General features: G+C 36.6%; 26 protein-coding genes. 18 read left to right on the top strand and 8 right to left on the bottom strand.

Features of this window, described 5'->3' with window-relative positions:
* Positions 1-26 precede the first annotated feature (26 nt).
* Entirely contained in the window at positions 27-1,307 is a 1,281-nt protein-coding gene (locus DF947_RS04725; RefSeq protein WP_109928570.1) for a replication-associated recombination protein A, read from the bottom strand.
* Positions 1,308-1,439: 132 nt separating this feature from the next.
* Here DF947_RS04725 and DF947_RS04730 point away from each other — a divergent pair, with 132 nt between their 5' ends.
* Positions 1,440-1,820 (top strand): VOC family protein, encoded by a 381-nt coding sequence (locus DF947_RS04730; RefSeq protein ID WP_109928571.1) that lies wholly within the window; start codon positions 1,440-1,442, stop codon positions 1,818-1,820.
* 53 nt (positions 1,821-1,873) lie between these two features.
* Here DF947_RS04730 and DF947_RS04735 read toward each other — a convergent pair whose 3' ends face one another.
* Complete coding sequence (locus tag DF947_RS04735; RefSeq protein ID WP_109928572.1) at positions 1,874-3,181, bottom strand: MFS transporter; 1,308 nt, start codon at positions 3,179-3,181, stop codon at positions 1,874-1,876.
* Between the two features lie 157 nt (positions 3,182-3,338).
* On the opposite strand from DF947_RS04735, the gene DF947_RS04740 reads away from it, so the two are divergent.
* Positions 3,339-4,076, top strand: a complete 738-nt coding sequence (locus DF947_RS04740) for a class I SAM-dependent methyltransferase (protein ID WP_109928573.1) — start codon at positions 3,339-3,341, stop codon at positions 4,074-4,076.
* A gap of 99 nt (positions 4,077-4,175) precedes the next feature.
* On the opposite strand, the gene amaB is transcribed toward DF947_RS04740, so the two are convergent.
* The gene (gene amaB / locus DF947_RS04745; RefSeq protein ID WP_109928574.1) at positions 4,176-5,717 is read right to left on the bottom strand and encodes an L-piperidine-6-carboxylate dehydrogenase; all 1,542 of its coding nucleotides are present in this window, start codon (positions 5,715-5,717) and stop codon (positions 4,176-4,178) included.
* A gap of 124 nt (positions 5,718-5,841) precedes the next feature.
* On the opposite strand from amaB, the gene DF947_RS04750 reads away from it, so the two are divergent.
* The 8 genes from DF947_RS04750 (at position 5,842) to DF947_RS04785 (ending at position 14,937) form a co-directional block, all read left to right on the top strand.
* Positions 5,842-8,352 (top strand): M1 family metallopeptidase, encoded by a 2,511-nt coding sequence (locus DF947_RS04750; RefSeq protein WP_109928575.1) that lies wholly within the window; start codon positions 5,842-5,844, stop codon positions 8,350-8,352.
* 536 nt (positions 8,353-8,888) lie between these two features.
* Positions 8,889-10,292, top strand: coding sequence for a tetratricopeptide repeat protein (locus DF947_RS04755; RefSeq protein ID WP_109928576.1), 1,404 nt, complete (start codon positions 8,889-8,891; stop codon positions 10,290-10,292).
* Between the two features lie 60 nt (positions 10,293-10,352).
* Positions 10,353-11,120 (top strand): phosphosulfolactate synthase, encoded by a 768-nt coding sequence (locus DF947_RS04760; protein WP_109928577.1) that lies wholly within the window; start codon positions 10,353-10,355, stop codon positions 11,118-11,120.
* A gap of 78 nt (positions 11,121-11,198) precedes the next feature.
* Complete coding sequence (locus DF947_RS04765; protein ID WP_109928578.1) at positions 11,199-11,942, top strand: shikimate dehydrogenase family protein; 744 nt, start codon at positions 11,199-11,201, stop codon at positions 11,940-11,942.
* Between the two features lie 37 nt (positions 11,943-11,979).
* Positions 11,980-12,567, top strand: coding sequence for a gliding motility lipoprotein GldD (gldD, locus tag DF947_RS04770; RefSeq protein WP_109928579.1), 588 nt, complete (start codon positions 11,980-11,982; stop codon positions 12,565-12,567).
* A gap of 12 nt (positions 12,568-12,579) precedes the next feature.
* Complete coding sequence (locus DF947_RS04775; protein WP_109928580.1) at positions 12,580-13,218, top strand: MBL fold metallo-hydrolase; 639 nt, start codon at positions 12,580-12,582, stop codon at positions 13,216-13,218.
* 99 nt (positions 13,219-13,317) lie between these two features.
* Positions 13,318-14,550, top strand: coding sequence for an ABC transporter permease (locus DF947_RS04780; protein WP_167397997.1), 1,233 nt, complete (start codon positions 13,318-13,320; stop codon positions 14,548-14,550).
* Positions 14,551-14,937: a hypothetical protein gene (locus DF947_RS04785; protein WP_109928581.1), complete on the top strand. Its 387-nt coding sequence runs from the start codon at positions 14,551-14,553 to the stop codon at positions 14,935-14,937.
* A gap of 333 nt (positions 14,938-15,270) precedes the next feature.
* Here the strand turns inward: DF947_RS04785 and DF947_RS04790 are convergent, their stop codons facing one another.
* From DF947_RS04790 to DF947_RS04800, 3 genes are all read right to left on the bottom strand, one after another.
* Positions 15,271-16,938, bottom strand: a complete 1,668-nt coding sequence (locus DF947_RS04790) for a sodium/sugar symporter (RefSeq protein WP_109928582.1) — start codon at positions 16,936-16,938, stop codon at positions 15,271-15,273.
* Positions 16,939-17,068: 130 nt separating this feature from the next.
* Positions 17,069-18,400, bottom strand: a complete 1,332-nt coding sequence (xylA, locus tag DF947_RS04795; RefSeq protein WP_109928583.1) for a xylose isomerase — start codon at positions 18,398-18,400, stop codon at positions 17,069-17,071.
* 24 nt (positions 18,401-18,424) lie between these two features.
* Positions 18,425-19,900, bottom strand: coding sequence for a xylulokinase (locus DF947_RS04800; protein WP_109928584.1), 1,476 nt, complete (start codon positions 19,898-19,900; stop codon positions 18,425-18,427).
* A gap of 242 nt (positions 19,901-20,142) precedes the next feature.
* Here DF947_RS04800 and DF947_RS04805 point away from each other — a divergent pair, with 242 nt between their 5' ends.
* The 5 genes from DF947_RS04805 to DF947_RS04825 all read left to right on the top strand — a co-directional run bounded on the left by DF947_RS04805 (position 20,143) and on the right by DF947_RS04825 (position 22,882).
* Positions 20,143-20,478 carry a tRNA-binding protein gene (locus tag DF947_RS04805; RefSeq protein WP_109929180.1) on the top strand — a complete coding sequence of 112 codons (336 nt, stop codon included), beginning with the start codon at positions 20,143-20,145 and terminating at the stop codon, positions 20,476-20,478.
* A 379-nt stretch (positions 20,479-20,857) separates the two neighbouring features.
* Entirely contained in the window at positions 20,858-21,325 is a 468-nt protein-coding gene (locus tag DF947_RS04810; protein ID WP_109928585.1) for a nucleoside deaminase, read from the top strand.
* A gap of 127 nt (positions 21,326-21,452) precedes the next feature.
* Complete coding sequence (locus DF947_RS04815; protein ID WP_109928586.1) at positions 21,453-22,061, top strand: superoxide dismutase; 609 nt, start codon at positions 21,453-21,455, stop codon at positions 22,059-22,061.
* A gap of 100 nt (positions 22,062-22,161) precedes the next feature.
* Entirely contained in the window at positions 22,162-22,620 is a 459-nt protein-coding gene (locus DF947_RS04820) for a hypothetical protein (RefSeq protein ID WP_109928587.1), read from the top strand.
* Positions 22,621-22,648: 28 nt separating this feature from the next.
* Positions 22,649-22,882, top strand: coding sequence for a hypothetical protein (locus tag DF947_RS04825; RefSeq protein WP_109928588.1), 234 nt, complete (start codon positions 22,649-22,651; stop codon positions 22,880-22,882).
* Here the strand turns inward: DF947_RS04825 and DF947_RS04830 are convergent.
* Positions 22,879-23,811, bottom strand: a complete 933-nt coding sequence (locus DF947_RS04830; protein ID WP_109928589.1) for a hydrogen peroxide-inducible genes activator — start codon at positions 23,809-23,811, stop codon at positions 22,879-22,881. The genes DF947_RS04825 and DF947_RS04830 overlap by 4 nt on opposite strands.
* 66 nt (positions 23,812-23,877) lie before the next feature.
* Positions 23,878-24,804, bottom strand: coding sequence for a GDP-L-fucose synthase (fcl, locus tag DF947_RS04835; RefSeq protein WP_109929181.1), 927 nt, complete (start codon positions 24,802-24,804; stop codon positions 23,878-23,880).
* Positions 24,805-24,918: 114 nt separating this feature from the next.
* Here fcl and trmB point away from each other — a divergent pair, with 114 nt between their 5' ends.
* Genes trmB through DF947_RS04850 form a run of 3 tightly spaced genes read left to right on the top strand, consistent with a single transcriptional unit; the run spans position 24,919 to position 26,316 of the window.
* A complete protein-coding gene (gene trmB, locus DF947_RS04840; protein ID WP_109928590.1) occupies positions 24,919-25,569 on the top strand; it encodes a tRNA (guanosine(46)-N7)-methyltransferase TrmB in 651 nt (216 codons plus the stop codon).
* Complete coding sequence (locus DF947_RS04845) at positions 25,570-25,908, top strand: MGMT family protein (protein ID WP_109928591.1); 339 nt, start codon at positions 25,570-25,572, stop codon at positions 25,906-25,908.
* A 60-nt stretch (positions 25,909-25,968) separates the two neighbouring features.
* Positions 25,969-26,316, top strand: a complete 348-nt coding sequence (locus DF947_RS04850) for a carboxymuconolactone decarboxylase family protein (RefSeq protein WP_109928592.1) — start codon at positions 25,969-25,971, stop codon at positions 26,314-26,316.
* Positions 26,317-26,343: the final 27 nt, after the last annotated feature.

Here is a 26,343-nt window from a genome sequence, read left to right on the forward strand (position 1 = left end):
GTATCCGTTTCTCAAAAAATGTTACATCAATAATTATATTTGTCTTTCCAGTTTTGTTTCAGTTTTTCTCTCAGTTTTTCTTCGGCTGGGTTTTTACCTGGATCGTAAAGTTTTGTTCCACTAATTTCATCAGGCAGGTATTCCTGAGCTTCAAAATTTCCTTCGTAACTGTGCGAATATTTATAATCTTTTCCATAACCAATATTTTTCATCAACTTGGTTGGTGCATTACGAATGTGTAATGGTACTGGTAAATTTCCGGTTTGTTTAACCAAAGCTTGAGCCTGGTTTATTGCCATGTATGAAGCATTGCTTTTTACCGAGCTGGCCAGGTAAGTTACGCATTGCGATAGAATGATACGTGCTTCTGGATAACCGATTACATTAACTGCAGTAAAACAATTATTGGCCAAAAGCAAGGCATTTGGATTGGCATTTCCAATATCTTCAGAAGACAGAATTAGAAGTCTCCGGGCAATAAATAATGGATCCTCACCACCTTCTATCATTCTGGCCAACCAGTAAACCGCAGCATTTGGATCGCTTCCACGGATGGATTTAATAAATGCTGAAATAATATCGTAATGTTGTTCGCCGGCCTTATCATAAAGCGCCAGATTTTGCTGGGCATGAGCCAAAACGTTTTCGTTGGTTAAGGTTATCTTATCGCCTCCAATACCATTTATGGCAATTTCCAAAACATTTAAGAGTTTGCGTGCATCGCCGCCCGAGAGCCGAATTAATGCTTCGTGCTCTTTTATCGTAATGTTCTTCTCCGCTAAAATTGCATCTTTTTTAATGGCAGTTTGGAGTAATCCAGCCAATTCTTCTTCTGTAAGAGATTTTAAAATGTAAACCTGACATCGAGAAAGTAAAGCGGAAATCACTTCGAACGATGGATTTTCTGTTGTTGCGCCAATTAACGTTACAAGCCCACGCTCTACAGCACCCAACAAACTATCTTGCTGAGATTTGCTAAAACGATGGATCTCATCAATAAATAAAATGGGCAAACCCAAAAAACTGTCTTTTAGGGCTGCTGCCTTATCAATTACATCGCGAATGTCTTTTACACCACTATTAATTGCACTTAGGTTAAAAAAAGGTCGATCTAAAGCTTGAGATATAATATATGCCAAGGTTGTTTTACCAACTCCCGGAGGTCCCCAAAAAATCATAGAGGGCAGTTGGCTGCTTTCTATTGCCTTACGTAAAACGGCTCCCGGCCCAACCAAATGCTGTTGCCCAACATATTCGCTTAAATTTTGAGGGCGCATTCTTTCCGCTAATGGAGCTTGGTTTTGCATAATGGTAAAAATATATAAAAATTGGCTATTTTGTGATAGGATTATCGCCACTAACCAAATTTCGAAAATCGATTCTTTATCAATAATCCCAATCTAAAACAATTAGCATAAAGCTTAGTTCTATTAATTATTATGGAGATTAAAAATTTAGACCATTTGGTGCTTACCGTTGCTAACGTAGAAAGCACCTGCAAATTTTACAATGTAGCTTTGGGTATGGAAATTATTACTTTTGGAGCGGATAGAAAGGCACTAAAATTTGGCAATCAGAAAATAAATCTCCATCAGCACAGATGCGAGCTCGAACCTAAAGCTTTTAAGCCTATGCCCGGAACCGCTGATTTATGTTTCATTACCGAAACCAATATCGATGAAGTCGCACGCGAATTGAAGCAAAACTGCATTGAAATAGAAGAAGGCCCAGTAGAAAGAACGGGCGCAAATGGCAAAATTGTATCGATTTATCTCCGCGATCCTGATTTAAATTTGATTGAGATTAGTAATTACATTTAGCCTACGGATCGTCTCCAAAAAAATTTATTCAGGATGGTCTCAAAAGACCGAGTTTAATCCTCTATTTTCGAATGGTGTTTGGTATCTTTCATGGTGGCATATAAAACTAGAGAAATCAAAATACAGCCACTTACATACCAATAAAAATAGGATTCGTGCCCGATATTTTTAAACCATAGTGCGAAATATTCTGCTGTTCCACCAAAAATGGCAACTGTTAAAGCATAAGGCAAGCCCACACCCAAAGCTCTAATTTCTGCAGGAAATAATTCTGCTTTTACAACGGCGTTGATACTTGTATAGCCGCTAACAATAATCAGTGCGGCAATCATCAGCAGAAAAATCATCGTGGTGTCGGTTTCCCCTGCAAGTCCTGTTAAAATTGGATAGGTGCATATCGACCCTAAAATTCCAAAGCCTATTAACAAAGGCTTGCGACCAATTTTATCAGATAGTAATCCGAACAGTGGTTGCATAATTGCAAAAACCAAGAGTGAAATAAATGATAATGTTGTTGAGGTTTCCTTGCTCAAATGCACCGTATTTACCAAGAACTTTTGCATATAGGTATTGAAGGTGTAAAATGCAATTGTTCCGCCTAAGGTTAAACCAACTACGGTAAAAACTTCCTTAGGGTATTTTAATAAAACAGCAATTCCTCCTTTTTTATCCTCAGATGTTTTGCTTTTAAATGCTGAGGTTTCATCAATATGTCTTCTTAAATATAAAGCGATAAAGGAGAGTATGGCTCCGATAAAAAATGGAATTCTCCAACCCCAATCGTGCAACTCTGCAGGCGTTAATAACCAATTCTGTAAAATTAACTGAATACCTAAGGCTAATAGCTGTCCACCGATTAAAGTTACGTATTGAAAACTCGAATAGAATCCACGGTGTTTTTTAGTCGCCATTTCGCTTAAGTAAGTGGCTGATGTACCATACTCGCCACCTGTACTTAAGCCTTGAACCAAGCGGGCAAATATTAATAAAATTGGAGCAGCGATTCTGATTTGGTTGTAGCCAGGAGTTAAGCCAATAATTAATGAACCGATTGCCATAATTAATACAGAAAGCGTCATCGACTTTTTACGGCCAAATTTATCTGCAATACTGCCAAACAACCATCCGCCAATTGGGCGCATTAAAAAACCAACGGCAAAAATTCCGGCCGTATCCAAAAGCTGTGCCGTTGGATTGCTGTTAGGAAAAAAGGCTGGCGAAAAGTATAATGCAAAAGCAGAATAGGTATACCAATCGTACCATTCAACCAGATTGCCAACAGAACCGCCGAAGATAGATTTCAATCTATACTTTACTTCGCTTATTTCTTCTGTTGAAAAACCGGTTGATGTTTTACTCATATTTAGTAAAAAGGGTTGAAGAATTGAATCAAACAATTCGACAATAAATTGTTTAATTTATAAATTCGTATTCATTGTAAGATAGCGTGAGAATAATGGATTTGCAAGAACGTATTGAAAAAATCACTTATTTTTCCTTTAATTAACTCCTAAAATCATGAAAGATAACTTCTCTACCCAATCTGCAGAATATTCAATATATCGTCCAACATATCCGAAAGAATTATACGATTATCTTTTCTCGCTTGTAGACAATAAAGATACAGCATGGGACTGTGCAACTGGGAATGGACAAGTTGCTCGCATATTGGCTAATGAATTTCGTGAAGTTTACGCAACTGACATTAGCGAAAATCAGCTGAAAAATGCATTGCAGTTACCAAATATTACTTACAGAATAGAACCTGCAGAACAAACATCGGTAGGAAACAATAGCTTCGATTTAATTACCGTTGCGCAGGCCATCCATTGGTTTAACTTCGAAGCCTTTTATGCAGAGGTAAAGCGTACTTTAAAGCCCAACGGATTATTTGCGGTAATTGGTTATGGGGTGATGTTTATTGATAAAAAGATAGATCAATCGATCCATAAATTGTATGAGGATATTCTTGGCAAATATTGGGATGCGGAGCGCAGGTATATCGAAGAGGGTTATAAAACAATTCCTTTCCCTTTTGAAGAAATTATTGCGCCTCATTTTCAAATTAAGACAAAATGGAATTTTAACCAGATGATCGGTTATTTAAATACCTGGTCTTCGTTGCAGCACTACAAAAAAGCCAACGATAGAAATCCATTGGAGTACATGTTTACCGAACTAAAGGAAGCTTGGGGTGATGATGCAGAAAAGGATGTTCATTTCCCGATTTTGTTGCGGGTGGGGAAGGACCATTAGGTTCGTGGAAACACGAACCTAGGCATCAAAAGTTTCATTTTAAATTTTAAAGCCATGGTACGTGTCTCCACGTACCATTTATTTTAAAATATCAATCCCTTACAAATCAAATTTAATGCCTTGTGCAAGAGGCAAAGTATTAGAATAATTGATGGTGTTGGTTTGTCTTCTCATGTAAGCTCTCCATGCATCAGAACCACTTTCCCTACCTCCGCCTGTTTCTTTTTCGCCACCAAATGCACCACCGATTTCGGCGCCGGAAGTACCGATGTTAACATTTGCAATGCCACAATCAGAACCTTGGTAAGATAAAAACTGCTCCGCTTCTCTTAAATTTAACGTCATTATTGCTGAGGATAATCCCTGTGGAACGCCATTTTGCAAAGCAATGGCTTCATCCAAAGTTTTGTATTTAATCAAATATAAAATGGGTGCAAAAGTTTCGTGCTGTACAATTTCGAAATCGTTTTTTACTTGGGCAATACAAGGTTTAACATAACATCCGCTTGCATATTCCGCACCATCTAAAACACCGCCTTCAACTAAAAACTTTCCGCCCTCGGCTTTGCATTTTTCGATAGAATCCAAATAGCTTGCAACTGCGTCATTATCAATTAACGGGCCTACATGATTATTTTGATCTAATGGATCGCCAATTCTAAGCTGACCATAAGCTTTTACCAATTTAGCGGCAAAAGCATCGTAAACACTTTCATGGATAATTAATCTTCTTGTAGACGTACAGCGTTGCCCAGCGGTACCAACAGCGCCAAAAACTGCACCGATTAAACTCATATCTAAATCGGCATGTTCAGAAATTATAATGGCGTTATTTCCGCCCAGCTCTAATAAACTTTTCCCCAAACGAGCGCCAACCGCAGCACCAACAGCTTTTCCCATTCTGGTAGAACCCGTAGCAGAGATTAACGGAACACGACCGTCTTTCGTCATCAATTCGCCAACTTCTCTATCACCAATAATTAAATTGCAAACACCTTCAGGAACATCATTATCTTTAAAAACCTTGGCAATAATGTGCTGACAAGCAACTGCAGTTAAAGGAGTTTTTTCTGATGGTTTCCATATGCAAACATTTCCACACACCAAAGCCAGTGCCGTATTCCAGCTCCAAACGGCAACCGGAAAGTTAAAAGCAGAGATAATTCCAACAATACCCAGGGGATGCCATTGCTCATACATGCGGTGGCTTGGTCTTTCGCTATGCATGGTTAATCCATAAAGCTGGCGCGATAAACCCACGGCAAAATCGCATATATCGATCATTTCCTGGACTTCCCCAAAGCCTTCTTGCAAGCTCTTGCCCATTTCATAAGAAACGAGCGTTCCCAAAGCATCTTTGTTTGCCCTTAAAGCATCGCCAAACTGACGAACAATTTCGCCCCTTTTAGGCGCAGGAATTGTTCTCCAATGCTTAAATGCTTCTTGCGATTTTTCGACTATGGCATCGTAATCTGCCGAAGTTGCAACTTTGGCCGAAGCGATAATTTTTCCATCAACTGGAGAAAAACTCTCTAATGATTTTGAATTAGAACCGCCACCCCAGACACTGCCTGTACTAAAGGCAGCATTTTCGGCTTTTACACCTAATTTATTTAATATTGACTGAATATCCGTTCTCATATATCTTACGATTTACACAAAAAAACAAAAAATTAAGATAAAGCCTATTACATTTGACGCTTTAGTTTATTACAATTCTTAATATCTTGCTTTAAGATTAACTGACCTATAAAATAATTTAAAAATGAATAAAAAAATTTTCTCCTGCGGTTTGATGCTTGCATCGTCTTTTATGGTAACAGTGGCTTTTGCACAAGAAAAGCCAGCCGAAAAATCTGATAACCTTTCCATTTATCGGGTAACAGCAACCAAAGTAAATGATCTTGTACACACCAAATTGGATGTTTCTTTTGATTACGCCAAGCGTTATTTATACGGAAAGGAATGGGTTACATTGAAACCCCATTTTTACGCTACAGATTCCTTAACGCTTGATGCCCAGGGAATGGACATTAAAGAGGTTGCCATGGTTGGAGCGAAAGGAAATACCCCCTTAAAATACACTTATAACGATAATAAATTGTACATCACTTTAAATAAGAGGTATAGCAATACAGAAAAATATACCGTTTATATCGCTTATACCGCCAAGCCCGATGAATTAAAGGTAAAAGGAAGTGCCGCAATAACGGATGCGAAAGGTTTATACTTCATTAATCCAGATGGTACTGATAAAAACAAGCCTACACAAATTTGGACACAAGGAGAAACTGAATCTTCATCGGCATGGTTTCCTACAATTGATAAACCAGATCAGAAAACGACAGAAGAAATTTCGATCACTGTAAAATCTAAGTACACAACACTTTCTAACGGAAAACTGGTTTCGCAAAAACCAAATGCAAACGGCACAAGAACAGATACCTGGAAAATGGATTTACCGCATTCGCCATATTTATTTATGATGGCGATTGGTGAGTTTAAAATAACAAAAGACAGTTATAAAGGCAAAGAGGTAAGCTATTATCTGGAACCAAAATATGCACCCTATGCGAAACAGATTTTTGGTAAAACGCCAGACATGATTCAGTTTTACAGCACTGTTTTAGGTGTTGATTACCCTTGGAACAAATATTCTCAAGTTGTAGCCCGCGATTATGTGTCTGGTGCAATGGAAAATACCACAGCTACCTTACATGGCGAGCAAGTTCAAAAAACTGATCGTGAGTTGTTGGATGATAATCAGGAAGGAACAATTGCCCATGAACTTTTTCACCAATGGTTTGGCGATTATGTGACAGCAGAATCATGGTCTAACATTACCATGAACGAATCGTTCGCAACTTTTGGGGAAGTAATCTGGCATGGTCATGATGCCGGAAAAGATGCGGAAGATAAATCTCGATACGAAAAACTTCAGTCATATTTAGGTTCAACCAAAAAAGGCGAAAGCCCAATTTTGGCTCGTTTTTATTACAACGATAAGGAAGACTTATTTGATAACATCAGCTACGCCAAAGGTTCGATTATTCTTTATGCTTTGAAAAATCAAATGGGCGATGCGGCTTTCTTTAAAGGTTTAAATAAATATTTAACAACAAATGCTTTCAAAAATGGCGAAACGCATCAATTGCGTTTGGCAATGGAAGATATTACAGGAAAAGATTGGAGTCCTTATTTTAATCAATGGTATTATAATGGTGGCCACCCAATTTTGGATATAGATTACAGCTATAGCAATGGAAAAGAAACCATTAAAATTAAGCAGATGCAAGATGCGAGCGTACAAACTTTTATTCTTCCTTTAAAAGTTGATATTTATGCTGGCGGAAAAAAAATCAGCAAAGATATTCTGATTAATAGTCGCGAGCAGAGCTTTACTTTTGATGTGGCTTCAAAGCCAGAGCTGGTAGATTTTGATGTAGACAAAATTTTGGTGGGTCAGGTTAATGAAAACAAAACTTTAGATAATTATTCTTTTCAGTATGTTAAAGCTCCGAGCTATAAAAACAGAATTGAGGCTTTAGAATTTGCTTCAAAGAGCAAGGATGCTGATGCACAGAATTTGTTATTGGCTGGATTAAAAGATCAGTCTGCAGATTTACGTACCTTGAGTGTAGAAGCAATTAATTTGAATGATGCCAAAGTTAAGGGCGCTGCAGTTCCGGTTATTCTTCAGCTAGCCAAAACAGAAAAAAACACAGAAGTTAGATCGGCTGCAATTTCAAAATTGGCAGAAACAGGAGATCAGGCATATAAAACCTTGCTAACTGAGGGAATTAAAGATAGATCGTACAGAGTTATCGCAGCCTCAGTTGCGGGCTTATCCAAGTTAGCACCTCAAGAAAGCTTATCGGCCTTGGCAGCTTTAGATATGGATACAAAAGATCATATTGCATCATCGATAGCTGTTTTATATGTTAATGATCCGAAAGATGAGCATCAGGCTTTCTTCGAAAACATTACGGCAACAGGAGATAGAAACAAAGTTTTTTCTGTGGTTGGTCCGTATTTTCAATATTTAAGAAATAATACGAACCCAGCAATTACCGAAAAAGGAGTAAAAAATATTAGCGACGTTGTTGATCGTTTGAAATTGGCGCCATATTTAGCAAAACAATTAAGTGCGGCTTATACCGCAACGGCTACAGGAAAAGAAAAACAAGCTTCTTCTGCAAGTGGCGATGCCAAATCTAATCTTCAAAAACAGGCAGATGTTTTCAAAAAAGCAGCTGCAGATTTGGAAAATAAATAAGATATAACTTTAAAATTCAAGCTCCAAAGATTGCTCTTTGGAGCTTTTTTGTTTTGGCAGATCATGTTTACAGGCATCTTTAAATCGTTGGCATTAGCGCTTTGCAACCCCAAATAGCACCAGATGACTTGATGTTTTAAACGGGATTGAAGCGGTATCCTTTTGTTTTTTTCAAAATAAAAGATTTAGCAAAAAGCCAGACTTAATTAAAAAATGCCTTAGACACTGCTTTACAAAAAGATAGGGAATTATCTATAAAAAGGGTTATAATTACCAATATTTTCATGACTTCATCATTACGTTTGTACGGTATAATTATAGTATTTTTGTAAAAGAAGGGAAAGGAACCGCTGATGTTGTAAAAATCTAATGATTATCCACACATCTTAATCACATACAATAGCGTTTATATTCAGCTATTTACAGCAAATCAACATGCTGATGTTAATAATTATTTCTAAAACGAATAATTAAAACTTGTAAACTTATAATGTGTTTTTCTGCTTATTGGCACGGTTCTTTTAATTTTATTAAATATGGAAGAAGAATTCTTTTTTGAATCCAACGAAGACGCACAACGCTCAGTAGAACGTTACGAAGAAATGCTCCGTAATCAGGATCAGTATTTTTTCGATGCAGGCGCATTCGAGTATATCGTAGATTTTTACATTGAGAAAAATGATCCGGTCAAAGCTTTACAGGTAGTAGATTTTGCAATTAGTCAGCATCCTTACGCCACGGTTTTTTTAATTAAACAAGCTCATCTTTACATTCTCACCAACAACAATGAAAAAGCTTTTATTGCTTTGCAAAAAGCCGAGCTTTTAGAGCCCTCAGAACCTGATATCTATTTGTTGCGAGGTAATATTTTTCAAAATACGGAACGTTTTGACGAGGCACTTGAGAACTATGAAAAAGCTTTGGGTTTGGCAGAAAGTACTGATGAAATTTTATTACAGATGGCTTATGTTTATCAAAGCATGTCTGACTATGAAAGTGCAATTACCTACATTAAGTTAAGTTTAGAACAGAATATGGAAAACCAGGACGGTTTGTACGAACTGGCTTTTTGTTATGATGTTTTAGATAAACAGGAAGAAAGCATTAAGTTTTATCAGCAATATATTGATACAGATCCTTACTCGTATGCTGCATGGTACAATTTGGGCAATAGTTTTCATAAACTTAATTTATTTGAAAAAGCGATTGATGCTTACGATTATGCCATCTTAATTAAAGAAGATTTTAGCTCGGCATACTTTAATAAAGGAAATGCACTGGTGCAATTGGACAAATATGATGAAGCTATAGAAGTTTACAAGCATACTTTCGAATATGAACAGCCAAATGCAGATACCTATTGTGCAATTGGCGAATGCTACGAAAAATTAGAAAAAATGGACGAAGCCCGTTCGTATTATAAAAAATCGGTAAAAATGGACCCAAAAATGGCTGATGCCTGGTTTGGGATTGGAGTAACATTAAATCATGAAGAACGTTACTTTGAATCGTTACATTTTTATAAAAAAGCCATAGATCTTGAGGATGAAAATCCGGATTTCTGGTTCGCAATGGCTGATGCTTATTATAAATTAGGTCAAATTGAAGAATCTATCGTTGCTTACGAAAAAGTGTTGGAATTTAATCCTGTTGATGTTGAAGCCTGGTTAGATTTTAGCACGGTTCTCTACGAGCAGGGCAAGATTTTAGAAGCTTCGGAAACAATGGCCGAGGCGATTAAAAATAACCCTGAAGCTGCAGAATTGTATTACCGAATGGTAGCCTATTTATTTGCAATGGGGAATTACAACGATGCTTTGGGATATCTGGAAACAGCTTTAACTACTGACCCAGATAAACATTACATCTTATTTGAATATTTGCCTCAATTGCAGGATAACAGTGCAATTATTAACGTTATAAATCGATACATCAGGTAAAAAACTTGTGAGAAAATTTTAACACATAAATCTCAAAATTTTTTTCACTTTTGTACACATATGAATTACCCATTAACAAACGTTCCCGAACGTCCAACCAAACCACGCCAAAAAGGCTTAACAATGGTTATGGATAAGGGATTAAGCCTGCGCCAGGTAGAAGATTTTATTGAAGTTGCCGGTGTACATACAGATATTGTAAAATTAGGTTGGGCAACATCTCATGTTACCCCAAATCTTAAAGAAAAATTAGCTTTATATAAAAGTGCCGGTATTCCAACTTATTTTGGAGGAACACTTTTCGAAGCGTTTATAATTCGCAATCAGTTTTCAGATTACCAACGTGTTTTAGATCAATATGGAATGGAATACGCAGAGGTATCTGATGGATCTATTGAAATTGAACACGATAAAAAGTGTGAGTTTATACGCGAACTTTCCAAACAAGTAACCGTTATATCTGAAGTTGGCAGTAAAGATGCCGCTAAAATATTTGCGCCTTACAAATGGATCAAATTAATGCAGGCAGAACTCGATGCCGGTTCGTGGAAAGTTATTGCCGAAGCTCGCGAAGGGGGTAACGTTGGTATTTACCGTGGAAGCGGCGAAGTACGTGAGGGTTTGGTTGATGAGATTTTAACTCAGATTCCAGAGGAAACCATTATTTGGGAAGCGCCACAAAAAGAACAACAAGTTTGGTTTATCAAATTAATTGGCACAAACGTAAACTTAGGTAACATTGCTCCTGCGGAAGTGATTCCTTTAGAAACCATTCGTTTGGGTTTACGCGGAGATACTTTTGATTATTTCTTAAATCAAGGAAAATAATAGTGTACTGTCTTACGATGCATTAAGCCTAACGATAAAAAAAGGTTTTGTGCATCGCATTGACGTAAATATCGATTAATGAAAACCTACGGCCTAATCGGATATCCGCTTTCCCACTCTTTCTCAAAAAAATATTTTACAGAAAAGTTCTTGAATGAGGGCATAGCCGATCATCAATATGAGCTTTTTCCCATTGAAGATATTAAGGCTTTGCCTAATTTATTATCAGAGAACCCAACCTTAAAAGGATTAAATGTTACCATTCCCCATAAGGTAAATGTACTTTGCTATTTAAATGAACTAGATGAAGCAGCAGAAAAAATTGGTGCCGTAAATTGCATTGCAATCAAAGATTTCGAAGGAGAAAACTATCTAAAGGGGTACAACACCGATGCTTATGGTTTTGAGGAATCTTTAAAGCCCTTGCTCTCCAATCATCATAAAAAGGCACTGGTATTTGGAGATGGTGGCGCAGCAAAAGCTGTTAAATATGTGCTTGAAAAGTTGAATATCCAATGTCAGGTTGTGGTTAGAAAAACCGTTCAAAATGCGATTTTATATGCGGATGTTACTCCAGAAATTTTAGCTACGCATAAATTATTAATCAATACCACACCGCTGGGCATGTCGCCCAATGTAGATACTTTTCCAGAGATTGATTACAGTTTAATTGGCAAAGATCATTTAGCTTACGATTTGGTTTATAACCCTTTAGAAACAACCTTTTTAGCCAAGGCCGCCCAACAAGGCGCCCAAATTAAAAATGGTTTGGAAATGTTATATAAGCAAGCCGAAAAAGCTTGGGCAATATGGAATAATTAGCATATTTTACCGTTAATGCGATATAGTTGAATAAACGATGAAATTAAAAAACCTTTTTCTTGCGCCCTTTATTCTGCTCCTGATCATTTCTGCCTGTCAGAACAATGATTACAGCCCAAAACCAAAAGCCTATTTCAGAATAGAATTTCCGAAAAAACAATACGCTGAATTTAATCAGCCTGTACCGTTCAACTTTGAATATCCTACTTATGCATCTATAGAGCAAGATAAAAGTAGAGATGCGCATAAAGATTGGTACAACTTGCATTTTAAGCAGTTTAACGGCTTTTTACATTTAACATACTATGATGTATCTGGCAAGGGCGAGTACGATGAAATGGTTGAAGACGCAAGAAAACTAGCTTTTAAGCACACCATTAAAGCCACAGCGATTGATCAAAAGGTAATTAATTATCCAGATAGAAGAGTTTACGGCATTTATTACGCTATAGAGGGCAATACAGCATCTTCCGTTCAGTTTTTTTTAACGGATAGTGCAAAACACTATTTTAGAGGGGCACTCTATTTTAACGAAAGGCCACAATACGACTCTATCGAGCCAGTGGTTAAATTTATAAAAAAAGATATAGACAAAATGATTTCTACATTTAAGTGGAAGAACTAAAATCTATTAATTATGATCTCAATAAAAATTTTCACGTTTAACGCCTATAGCGAAAACACATACATCCTTTTTGATGAAACAAAAGATTGTGTAATTATCGATCCGGGCATGTATGAAGGTGCAGAACAAAATCAACTCACTACCTATATTAAAGAAAATGGCTTAACACCTGTTTTACTTTTGAATACCCATTGCCACATTGATCACGTTTTCGGAAATAAATTCGTTTTTGACACCTACGGATTGAAACCTCAATTTAATATCGGTGAATTACCAATTCTTCAGGCTGTACCTAGTTATGCGCCACAAATGGGCTTTACCCGTTACGAACTTTCTCCCGAGCCCGATACCTTTTTGCCAGAAACAGGAACAATCAGTTTCGGGAATAGTACATTGGATTTAATTTTTGCCCCTGGACATTCGCCAGCACATTTGTGCTTTTACAGCAAAGCAGATCATTTTTTAATCGGCGGCGATGTGCTATTTTATGGAAGTATTGGCCGTACAGATCTTCCAGGCGGAAATCATCAGCAATTAATTCAGAACATAAGCGATAAACTTTTTGTACTTCCAGATGAAACAGAGGTTTATCCTGGTCATGGCCCGTCTACAACAATCGGTTTTGAAAAAGAACATAATCCCTTCTTTTAGTGTTAAAGGTTATGTAATAATATATGGAGAGCGATTTTACATTGCTAAGTTCTAATATTATTCCAATTTCTCTTTTTCATTTTACCTATATTTACCCACGTGAATACGCCATTTTACATAGCCAAACGTTATCTTTTTGCAAAGAAATCAACAAATGCCATTAACCTGATCTCGGGAATTTCAATGGTTGGCGTTATGGTTGGGAGTGCCGCATTAATTATCATTTTATCGGTATTTAATGGCTTTGAAACCGTGGTGTTAAATATGTTTAATACAATAACACCACAAATTTCAATCATTCCGGCACAGGGCAAAACCTTCGATCCAAATACAACTTATTTTAATCAACTTAAAAAAGATAAGGATGTATACTCTTTTACAGAGGTTTTGCAAGAAAACGCCTTATTAAAATACAACAATAAACAGGCTGTTGGAATGGTGAAGGGCGTTAGTTTGGATTATCTAAAGAATGATAAATTAGATAGCACCATTAAAGAAGGCCATTTCGTACTGCGCAACAAAAGTGGAAACAGTGCCGTTATCGGCTCAGCTTTGCAAAGCTACCTTGCTGTAAACACGGTAGATCCCTTTACCGAACTTGAAATTTTTTCTCCAAAGAAAACCATGTCGGTAAATTCTATAAACCCTGCTGATGATTTTGTTATAAAAAGCATTAGGGTAAGCGGTGTGTTCGAAGTGCAACAAGAGTTTGATAATGGAATAATTGTGCCATTAGATTTTGCCCGTGGACTTTTGGGTGAAGATAAAAATGTTTCGGCAATAGAAATCAATCTTCAGCCTGGCGTTAATGTTGATGATTTTCAGAAAGAAGTAATCGATAAAACCGGAAACGGCTTCGAAGTTAGAAATCGGGCAGAACAAAATCGTTCGCTTTACCACATTTTAAATACAGAAAAATGGGCTGTTTACATCATATTAACTTTTATATTAATTATTGCTATATTTAATATTATTGGTTCATTAACCATGCTGGTGATCGATAAGGTAAAAGATATTGCTATTTTGAGTAGTTTAGGAGCAGGAAAACGCCTAATAAAACAGATCTTTTTATTCGAAGGTATGATGATTACCATGTCTGGTTGTTTGTTGGGCTTGGTAATTGGCTTGATTTTTTGTCTATTCCAGCAACACTTCAACCTAATAAAAATGGGCGAAGAAAATACTACATTGATAAGTGCTTATCCGATAGGGCTAAAATGGAAAGATTTTATTTTAGTGTTCTTTACAGTAGGTATTTTTTCGTTTTTGGCATCTGGTTTGTCATCTAATTTGAGCGTAAAAAAGATAGACCAGATTAATCAAACTATATAAATGAGAAAGTTATTTAAACAGGCAATTGCTTTTGCTATGCTCTTTGGCGTAGTCTTAACTGCCTGTAACCGCGACAATAAGGCAGAAGGCGAAAAGAGCAACACAAAAGTTGTAAAAGGATTATATAGTTTTGGACCCGAAATGAAATCCTTTACCCTTTGCGAGGACGGTCGCGAGTATTGGGTTGCTGACAGCGTTAAAAATCTGGAGCTTTCTTATAGCAATTTAAATTTCGAAAAGCCTTACGAACCCGTTTATGTAGAGCTGGAGGGTTACTTCGCAAAATCTGATACCGCAACGGTTTCCGATGATTTCGATTCTACACTTGTAGTAACCAAAGTGATAAAGATTAGTAAAGAAATTCCCGATGGACCATGTGCGCAATAAATTATTTAAGCTATCCTGACTTACTAAGTTTGTAAGGTTTATTATCGGATAACTTTCCAAGTCTATTAATACCTCAGGCTTACTAGAAAATATTTTATTTAATAAGGGCGTTTTAACACGCTTTCCGCTGTATTCCCGATGAAAAATCGGAAGATCACACTTTAATCGTTAACCCAAAAACTAGGTCTTTCGTCATGTTCCAAAGGAGTTTCCTTTAGAACTGAATTTATTTCAGCATCTTTTAAGCAAATCAAAACTTCGCAGATCAAATAGTATAGAAACAAAAAAGCTTTTCGGAAGACCGAAAAGCTTTTCATTTAAAAGTTATTTTTTCTACCAGAAAATAGAGTAAAGTGCAACCAAAATACCAACTACAAGTAAAGAACCAACAGCAAATGCAGGGTGTACCTTAAACATGCTGCTGTCTACTTCCAGTCCGTTAGATTTATCGCCTTTACTGTTTTCAATCATACTGATCGCGAACATCACAACCATACAAATTACAAATACGAATCCCATTCTATCCAAGAAAGGAATTTCATAAATACCATCTGCATTGGCAACAGCAAAACCAAAATCATGCAAGAACGATAAGTCCATCATTCCCGGCAAGAATTTTAGTAAAACGGAAAGTCCAAAACCACCAATTGTAGCAAACAAAGCTGCGTTTGAAGTTGTCTTTTTCCAGAAAAAACCAAGAATAAACATTGCAAAAATACCCGGACTTACAAAACCGGTGTATTCCTGGATAAACTCGAAACCTCCTTTTTTATCAATTCCTAAGAATGGAGAAATAACGATAGCTGCCAACATGGCGATTATTACCACAACACGTCCTGTTCTTACTAAGCCTTTTTCTGTCGCATCTGTTTTGATGTGTTTTTTGAAAATATCCAAAGTAAAAATGGTAGAGATACTATTGATTTTACCAGCTAATGAAGCTACAATTGCCGCAGTTAAGGCTGCAAATGATAAACCTTTTAATCCTGTCGGCAAAATGCTCAACAAGGTTGGATAAGCTCTATCCGGACGCAATTCTCCACCAGGCATCATTGAATTTACGTCAATACCCGTTTTTTCCTGATATAACATATAAACGGCAATACCAGGCAATACAACGATTAATGGCATTAAGAGTTTTAAGAAAGCAGCAAATAAGATACCCGCTCTAGCAGTCTTTAAATCTGCACCTAACGCACGTTGAGTGATGTATTGATTACAACCCCAATAATTTAAGTTTACGATCCACATACCACCTAATAGCACAGTCATTCCAGGTAAAGAAGCGTAGTTTGCACTATCTTTTTTGAAAATCATATGAAAGTGATCTGGGGCCTTTTCCCGCAAGAAAGCAAGACCATCCAAAACACCATGTCCACCAAAGTGATCGCTAACTAGATTTAACGCCAGATACGTTGTAGCTAAACCGCCAAATATTAAAAACGCAACTTGGATAACATCTGTATAACCAATTACCTTCATTCCGCCCAATGCAATAATTACCGCGAAAATAGCTAAGCCGATCATACAATACCAAAAGCCTATGCCAGAAATACTACTTACCGCTAATGCACCTAAATAAAGTATTGAAGTTAAGTTTACAATAACGTATAATAATAACCAGAACACTGCCATAATCATTGCTACAGTACCATTGTAACGTTGACTTAAAAACTGTGGCATGGTGTATATCTTGTTTTTTAGATATACTGGAATAAAAAACGTTGCAACAATAACCAGCGTTGCAGCTGCCATCCACTCGTAAGTTGAAATGGCCAAGCCCATTTTAAATCCATCGCCACTCATGGCCACAAATTGTTCGGCACTAATGTTCGAAGCAATTAACGATGTACCAATAGCCCACCAAGTAAGCGATCCTTCAGCAAGAAAATAATCCTTGCTGCTCATTTGAGCCTGCTTTTTACGGTGATAGATCCAGAAGCCATAAATTGCTACAATAGCAAAATAGGCCAGAAAGATAATGTAATCTGTAACTTTCATTTACAATGTGTTTATTTGGTTTAGAAGGCTAAATGTAGTAAAATCAAAAATTATTATTATCATTTTTTTAAATTAAAAAATGTTAAAATGACAATTAATATTTTAAGGCTTTAATTATGCAACAAATAATCTAAATGTATCTGTTAATAATGTTTTCCAAATATTCCTGTTTTCCACTGCGCACTTCGGGCTCTCCGTTTTCTGCAGCGTAATTTCTCAAGTCTTCCAAACTTAATTTACCTTGCTCAAATTCGGCGCCTTTTCCACTATCAAAAGAAGCATAACGGTCTGTTCTTACTTTTTTATAATCAGATTTTTGAAGTATGGCATCAGCAGTAACCAAGGCACGGGCAAAAATATCCATCCCACCAACATGGGCATAAAATAAATCCTGTGGATCAGTAGAATTACGACGGATTTTTGCATCGAAATTTACACCACCACCCTGTAAGCCCCCGCCTTCCAAAATGATCATCATGGCTTCGGTTAATTCATTAATATCATTTGGAAACTGATCGGTATCCCATCCATTTTGATAATCGCCACGATTGGCATCAATAGAACCCAGCAAACCATTATCAACTGCTACTTGTAACTCATGCTGAAAAGTGTGCCCTGCTAAAGTTGCATGGTTTACTTCTAGGTTTAATTTAAAATCAGCCAATAAATCATATTCTTGCAAAAAGCCCTTTACGGTTGCTGCATCATAATCATATTGATGTTTAGAAGGTTCGCAAGGTTTAGGTTCTATAAAGAATGTGCCTTTGAAACCTTGTTTGCGGGCATAATCTTTTGCCGTATGTAAGAATTTAGCCAAATGTTCGTGCTCACGTTTCATATTGGTATTAAGCAAGCTCATGTAGCCTTCTCTTCCTCCCCAAAAAACATAGTTTTCTCCACCCAATGCAATTGTTGCATCTAATGCTGCTTTAACCTGAGCTGCTCCATGAGCCAATACGTGGAAATCTGGATTGGTTGAAGCACCATTCATGTAACGTTTGTGGCTAAATAAATTAGCGGTTCCCCAGAGTAATTTAACACCGCTATCTGCCTGCTTTTGTTTTGCGTATTCTACCAAAGCCTGCAATCTGCGTTCGTTTTCGGCAACATCATCACCATAATCAACAACATCTACATCGTGAAAACAATAATATGGGAGTTGCATTTTGGTAATGAATTCGAATGCGGCATCCATTTTATCCTTAGCACGTTCAACGGCATCCTTTTTCTCATCCCATGGAAAAATATGTGTTGCGCCACCAAATGGGTCGGCGCCATTGCCATTAAACGAATGCCAATAGGCACAAGCAAATTTAAAATGCTCGTTCATGGTTTTACCTGCAACTATTTTATTGGCATCATACCATCTAAAGGCTAAAGGGTTATCGCTTTCTAAACCTTCAAATTTGATTTGATCTATACCTTTAAAAAATTCTTTTGCTCCTGTTACTACTTTTGTCATTGTGCTATATTTTGTGGTTCTATTTTAGATTGATTTATTTAAAATGTTTTTCCATTCTTGGTAGAAATGTTCATAAGCCTCTGAATTTTTAGGCTGGTATATTTTGATGATTTCATGTTGGGTAAAAGCTTCCTCAGCATTTTTGAAAATTCCAGAACCAATACCAGCCCCAATTGCTGCACCTACACTGCCATCGTTTTCATAAAGTTCTACTGGAATTCCAGTTACATCAACAAAAGTCTGTGCAAACACTTCGCTCAAAAATAAATTTGCTTTCCCCGCTCGTATTACCTGTGGCTTCATTCCATTTTCTCGCATAATATCCAGTCCATATCTAAATGAAAATGCTATGCTCTCTTGTACTGCTCTAAAAATATCTGCTTGGGTGTGGGTATTTAAATCGATGCCCAATAATTGTGCGCCGGTATATTTATTGTTCAGCATCCGTTCTGCACCGTTTCCAAAAGGAAGAACTTTTAAGCCTTTACTCCCTATTGATGCCTGAGCAGCTAAAATATTAAGCTCAGCATAAGACGAATTTGGAGCAAAATTATGCTTGGCCCACCTGTACATGCTTCCTGTTCCATTTATGCAAAGCAGTACGCCGGTATGTTTCTTTTCTTTTGAGTAGGTTACATGGGCAAAAGTATTTACCCGCGATTGTTGATCGTATGTTAATTCTTCGCTTACGCCATATATAACCCCTGAAGTTCCGGCCGTTGCAGCAACTTCGCCCGGTTTTAGTACATTTAAGGAAAGAGCATTATTTGGCTGATCGCCAGATTTATAAGCTACCGGAATGCCTCCTGTTAGCCCAAGCAATTCCGCCATTTCAGCATTAACAGATCCATGAACTGAGAATAAAGGTTTTATATCAGGAATTAAATTTCCATCCAACCCATAATGATCCATAACATCAGAGGAGATTTCATCATTTTTGAAATCCCAAAAAATACCTTCAGATAGAGCTGGAATACTCGTAGTTATAACGCCTGTTAATTTCATCGCGATGAAATCTCCAGGCAACATAATTTTATCTATTTTACTGTAAACATCAGGTTCATTGTTTTTCACCCAGGCCAGTTTTGAAGCGGTAAAATTACCGGGAGAATTTAATAAATGCTGCAAAGATTTTTCGTGACCTATTGCATCAAATGCTTTTTCGCCAAGCTCTACCGCACGACTATCGCACCAAATGATACTGCCGCGTAAAACATTCTGTTCTTTATCAACTACAACTAGTCCATGCATTTGATAGGCAATACCAATAGCCTTTATTTCTTTTGGGTTAAATAAGCCCAAAGCGTTTAATTTAAAAATTGCCTGTTGTGTATGTTGCCACCAATCTGTGGGCGATTGTTCGGCCCAACCAGGTTTAACAGATTTGATTTCTGTTTCCTCATCAGGATATTGAGCAGTTGCTACACTTTTCTGTGTATTAACATCAACAACTGCAACTTTTATAGACGATGTGCCTATATCAATACCTAATAAATACATGGTGTTAGATTAATTTTAATATTTGGTTATGCAAACGGTTGCATAAAGATAGTTGTAAATTTATAAATCGCAAATTTTTTATAAAATTCTATGCAAAAAATATTTTCGCGATAACTGATTAAATCGTTTAACCTGCTAATAAACACTTATGCAATCGTTTGAATTTTAATGAAAGAGCAACAAAAACTGCATTAAGCAATAATTTATATTTTTGTTTAATGGTATCAAATAATATAAATTTTATGCAACAAATTACTTGGGATGATTTTGAAAAGGTTGAATTAAGAGTGGGAACCATTATAGAAGCTCTCGAATTTCCTGAAGCGAGAAGACCCGCATATAAGCTGAAGGTAGATTTTGGAGCATTTGGAATTAAGACGAGCAGTGCGCAGATTACAAAACATTACAGCCTAGATGAGTTACCCGGAAAACAGATTGTTGGTGTGATTAATTTTCCCAAAAAACAGATCGGGAAATTTATGTCGGAATTTTTGATGACCGGATTTGCTGATGAAAATGGAGATATTGTTTTAACAACCGTTCAAAGTAATGTGCCTAATGGAAGCAAAATGATTTAATCTCTTATTCCCGTTTTTAATTTAGGCTTAAGTTTTAAAGGATAAACTTGTATTCTGAAAATGAAAATGTTTTTTTTGGTGTTAGCGCGAAAGATTGCTTCGTGGTTCCTCCTCGCAATGACGACAGATCTATAAACTGTGAGAGGGGAAACTCCCCTCCTTATCTTCAAGAAGGAGTTTGGGGGGTGGTTTTTTAAGTTTAATGCACAGCCCTAAGTTAAATAAACCTGATTGCCCTGGAAACCAAAAGCTTTTTCTGCTTTTGTTGGAACATAAAGCAGGACTGCTGTAACCGATAAGTACAGAAACCTGCTTTTCTAATACTTAATTTCAGCTGATTAATGAATAATGAAACCCTAATATAAGCTACCTTTACGCCATGAGTTTTTACAATTTCGAAAATACAAATCCTGATGAAGAAGATATCCATTACATGAAACTGGCGTTGGCTGAGGCACAAAAGGCGTTGGCTGAGGATGAGATTCCGATTGGTGCAATTGTGGTTTGTAAGAATAGAATTGTTGGTCGAGGATATAATTTAACCGAGCGTTTTAATGATGTGACAGCACATGCAGAAATGCAGGCATTTACTTCGGCTGCGCAAACCATTGGTGGCAAATATTTAACAGGCTGTACCTTATATGTAACTATCGAACCTTGCGTAATGTGCGCTGGCGCAAGTTATTGGACTCAAGTTAGTCGGATTGTTTACGGTGCAAGAGAAGAGAAACGTGGGTTTATCTCAAAAAATGCAAATCTTTTACATCCAAAGACAGATTTAAAAGGTGGTGTACTTGCTGATGAATGTGCTTTGCTGATGAAGAACTTTTTTGCAAAAAAGAGATAGTGCAAAAGGCTGTATTTTGACTAGCGTTAACTTTACAACATTTTAACACGGCGCTTAAACAAAACTTAACCTTTGAATGTTATATTTGCTTCAAGAAACATTTTTAAATCTTTAAACATAATATATTATGGCTTTTGAATTACCTGCGTTACACTACGCAACCGATGCATTAGAACCGCATATTGATAAAACAACCATGGAAATCCACCATGATAAACATCATCAAGCTTACGTTACCAACTTAAATAAAGCATTAGAAGGTAAACCTGAAGCAAATTCTAGCATCGAGGAAATTGTAAAAAACATTTCTAAATACCCTGCCGCCGTTAGAAACAATGGTGGTGGCCACTATAACCACTCTTTATTCTGGAACGTTTTAGGTCCAAATAAAGGAGGCGAGCCAACTGGCGACTTAGCTAAGGCAATAAAAGAAACTTTTGGTTCTTTTGCTGATTTAAAAACTAAACTACAGGAAGCTGGCGCAACGCGTTTCGGTTCTGGCTGGGCTTGGTTATCAGTTGGTGCTGATAAAAAACTTCAAGTTTCTTCTACCCCAAACCAGGATAATCCTTTAATGGACATTGCTGAAGTAAAAGGTACTCCAATTTTCGGTATAGATGTTTGGGAACATGCTTACTACCTAAAATATCAAAACAAACGCCCTGATTATCTAGCTGCAATTTGGAATGCTGTTAACTGGGATGCTGTTGCAGAACTTTATAAAAAAGCTTTATAAGCTCGATATTTAATACTTTCAAAGCCCACAAATTCAGTTTTGTGGGCTTTCTTGTTTTTAAGATTAATTAATAACTTTGCGTAGTATTAAAATGTTCAAAATGAAGAGGATTGTATTTTTATTCTTAATTGTAATTGGAATTAACGGACTGGCAAAAGCACAGCAAAACAAAATGCCTACACCAGATGAAATTGCAAAAAAGAATGTAGAGGATTTGGATAAAAGATTAAAATTAAATGATACCCAAAAAAGTGTTGTTTACCGGTTTACCTATAACCAGGCTAAGGAACAGGCAGATTTAATTAAAAGACAACAAGCCGGCACTTCTCGCGAAGAAGATGTAGATAAATTCTACAAACTTCAAAACGAGACTTCTAAAAACATCCGTAACGTATTAAAGGGCGAACAACAAACTGAGTATGATAAAATAATTGAAGAACGTTTAAGTGGCAAAACCGCCAAAACGGGCAAGAAAAAGAAAAAAGGCGAGGAAGAAGAAGTAGAAAGCGATATAAAAGGATTACTTTCTGGTCCAAAGCCAGAAAAGCAAAACCAATAGTATATCTTAATATTTAATGGAGTAGCAAATGCCAGAGATAATTTTAGGTTCTTTAGTTATTTGCCTATTGCTATCTCCACAGCTTTTAGCTGGATTTTTGGCAAAAAGAACAGGCCGGAATTTTTGGTTCTGGTTTTTTATTTCCTTTTTGATTCCGATTATTTCATTAATAATTCTGATTTTTCTTGAGGACAAGAATCCTACCGTTCAAGGCTACAAACTGGCAGATCATTTAGATAAAAACAAAACGCCCGAAATTTAGATCCCAACAATATCCTTTTTCTTTTTTTGTTTCATTGCTTTTGGGATAATCAACAAAATCTCCTCTTTTAAAGCATTAAGCATTCTCTTTTTAATGAAGTTTTTATGGGTAACCAAACTGATTTCCCTAACAGGTTCTGGCGACTTGAAATACCTAATTTTATTAGTTTGTTTGGCGTTAAGTTCAGCAATTGCAAGTTCTGGCAGGAGTGTAGCACCACCATTTAAATCGACCATTCTAACCAGTGTTTCTACACTGCCAGTATTATATTCCAAACCCTGTAAACGATTATTTTTAGTTGATCGGCAAATGTTCAAAACCTGATTGCGCATACAATGGCCTTCGTTTAAAAGCCAGATATTTTCATCGTTTAAGTCTTCTGCATCTATCGATTTCTTTTTATAAAGCTTGCTGTTCTTACTAATGTAGCTTACAAAATTTTCATAATAAAGAGGAAGTTCAGTGATATTTGCATCAGTTAATGGAGTAGCTAGAATACCACAATCTAGAACTCCTGTTTTTAAATTATGAATAATATCTTCTGTTGTATATTCCCAAATTAAAAGCTTTAACTCTGGATATTTCTCCAACATTGCAGAAATCACTTCGGGCAATAAATAGGGTGCAACAGTTGGAATAACACCAATTCTTAACTCGCCCAGAACATCTTGTTGTTGACTGTTAATCAATTCTTTAACCTTACCACTTTCCTGAAGAATGATCCTTGCCTGGGCGATTACCTGAGCGCCGATCTCGGTTGGTGTTACAGGCTGTTTGCTGCGATCGAAAATTTTAACGCTTAACAGTTCTTCCAATTTTTGAACCTGCATACTCAAGGTAGGCTGGGTTACAAAGCATTTATCGGCAGCAGTTACAAAACTTCTATAAGTATCTACCGCAACAATATATTCGAGCTGAACTAAAGTCATATAAGCAAAATTGATTTATATTTTCAAATATATCAATTTTAGCTATAGCGTCGATAAATTAGTCTCTTAATATTTGCTTTCGAAATCCTGATAGGCTAAAGCGATTCCTTCTGGCAATTCGATTTTATGTTTCCAGCCCAGATTATGGAGTTTGGTTACATCCATTAATTTACGCGGAGTACCATCAGGTTTACTTGCATCAAAAACAAGTTCACCATCATAACCCAAAACATCTGCAATTAATAACGCAAGGTCTTTAATTGTTAAATCGTGACCGGTACCAATATTAATCAGGTTAGGCTCATTGTAATTTTGCATTAGGAAATAACAAGCATCTGCCAAGTCATCAGCAAATAAAAATTCACGCATTGGCGAGCCTGAGCCCCAAATTACAACCTGTTTATCGTTATTAATTTTCGCTTCGTGGAACTTGCGGATCAATGCTGGCAGGACATGCGAGTTTTGAGGATGATAATTATCGTTATATCCATACAGATTGGTCGGCATAACCGAAATGAAATTACAGCCATATTGATCGCGATAGGCGTCGCACATTTTTATTCCTGCTATTTTAGCAATGGCATAAGGTTCATTGGTGTGCTCCAATGTACCGGTTAAAAGATAATCTTCTCTTAAAGGCTGGGGAGCCATTTTTGGATAAATACAGCTAGAGCCCAAAAACATTAATTTCTTAACCTCATTAACATAGGCACTGTGAATTACGTTGTTTTGGATAGCCAAATTTTCGTAAAGAAAATCTGCTCTATAAGTATTATTTGCGATAATGCCACCTACTTTAGCCGCTGCTAAAAATACATAGTCAGGTTTTTCCTGCTCAAAAAAATCGGCTACAGCCTGTTGATTGCGAAGATCTAATTCTGCTGAGGTTTTAACCAATAAATTTTCGTAACCTTCTTTTTGAAGTTTACGATAAATAGCTGAACCAACCATGCCACGATGACCGGCAATGTATATTTTTGCGCTTTTTTCCAAAGTATTTATTTTAACGAATGCAAAAGTACGATTGATTTTATAAAAAGTCTCTAGTAATTGAGTTAAAAAAACAATCAATAAACGATTAAATTGTAAATTTGTCGAAAAAAACTTTTGGGTAAAGATAAACTTAGACGATTTGCAGAGATAGAAACTTTTGCAAACGTGCATCAATTAGAAGAAGGCAAGCCATTAAAGGGCAAGTGGGCAAGTGGTCACTTTAAAAACGAAAATCCAATTGTGCTGGAATTGGCATGTGGCAAAGGAGAATATTCTGTAAATTTAGCTAGACTGTTTCCTGACAAAAATTTTATAGGAATAGATTATAAGGGGAACCGAATTTGGAGGGGTGCTAAAACGGCTATCGAAGACGGAATTGATAATGTTGCGTTTTTAAGAATTCAAATTGAAAATTTACTGGATTATTTTGAGGCAGGAGAGATTGATGAAATCTGGATAACCTTTCCAGATCCACAGCCTCAAGACAGCAGAGAAAAGAAAAGACTAACTTTTCCAGCATTTTTAAACCGCTATAAAGAGGTTTTAAAACGTGGTGGCAAAGTAAATCTGAAAACAGATAACGACCAGCTTTATGCTTACACATGCGAAAAAGTTAAAGAACTTGGTTTAATAGAGCATAAAAATACTGATCATTTATACACCTCTGAATTAGTTGATGAGGTTTTATCAATAAAAACATATTACGAGAAAAAATATTTACAACACGATAAGAATATCAACTACATTCAGTTTTCTTTTGAATAAATGGACACCAACTTTTATGAACAGGTTTATGAAATTGCCCGACTAATTCCGAAAGGAAGAGTTACATCGTATGGTGCAATTGCAAAAAGTCTAGGCGCTGCCAAATCATCGAGAATGGTTGGGCATGCTATGCTTTATGCGGGATTGGCACATCCAAAGGTTCCGGCTCACCGAGTTGTAAATAGCAGTGGTTTACTTACAGGGAAATTTCATTTTAACCCACCCGAACTAATGGAAGAGCTTTTGGCCGCTGAAGGTGTACAGGTTAAAAACGACAAGGTTGTAAACTTTAAAAATGTGTTCTGGAATCCAATGGAAGAAATAAATCTTGATGATTGATCATAAGATCTGGATTAATGTAATTCTCTCATTGAAAATATCATTCATACAATTAATAAAATGGGCAAGTTAGTAGAAGAGTTTAATGGCTATCGCGAAAAAATGAACGATAGAATAATGGAAACGGCCAATACAAACATTAAACGCTTTTTTGCATTAGATACAACTTCTTATGCTGATGGCGCTTTAAATGTTAAAACCAAAGAGATGTTGGGTTTAGTAGCCTCAATGGTTTTGCGTTGCGACGATTGTATTAAATATCATTTAGGCAAATGTTTTGATGCTGGTGTGAACAGCGATGAAATGAACGAAATTTTTATGATTGCCAATTTGATAGGCGGAAGCATAGTCATTCCACATTACAGAAGGGCTGTTGAGTATTGGGACGAATTAAATTCAGCCAACTAAACTGTTTGATCTATTAGCTCAAAACCT

The sequence above is a fragment of the Pedobacter paludis genome (genome assembly GCF_003173575.1).
GTDB classification, from domain to species: Bacteria; Bacteroidota; Bacteroidia; order Sphingobacteriales; family Sphingobacteriaceae; genus Pedobacter; species Pedobacter paludis.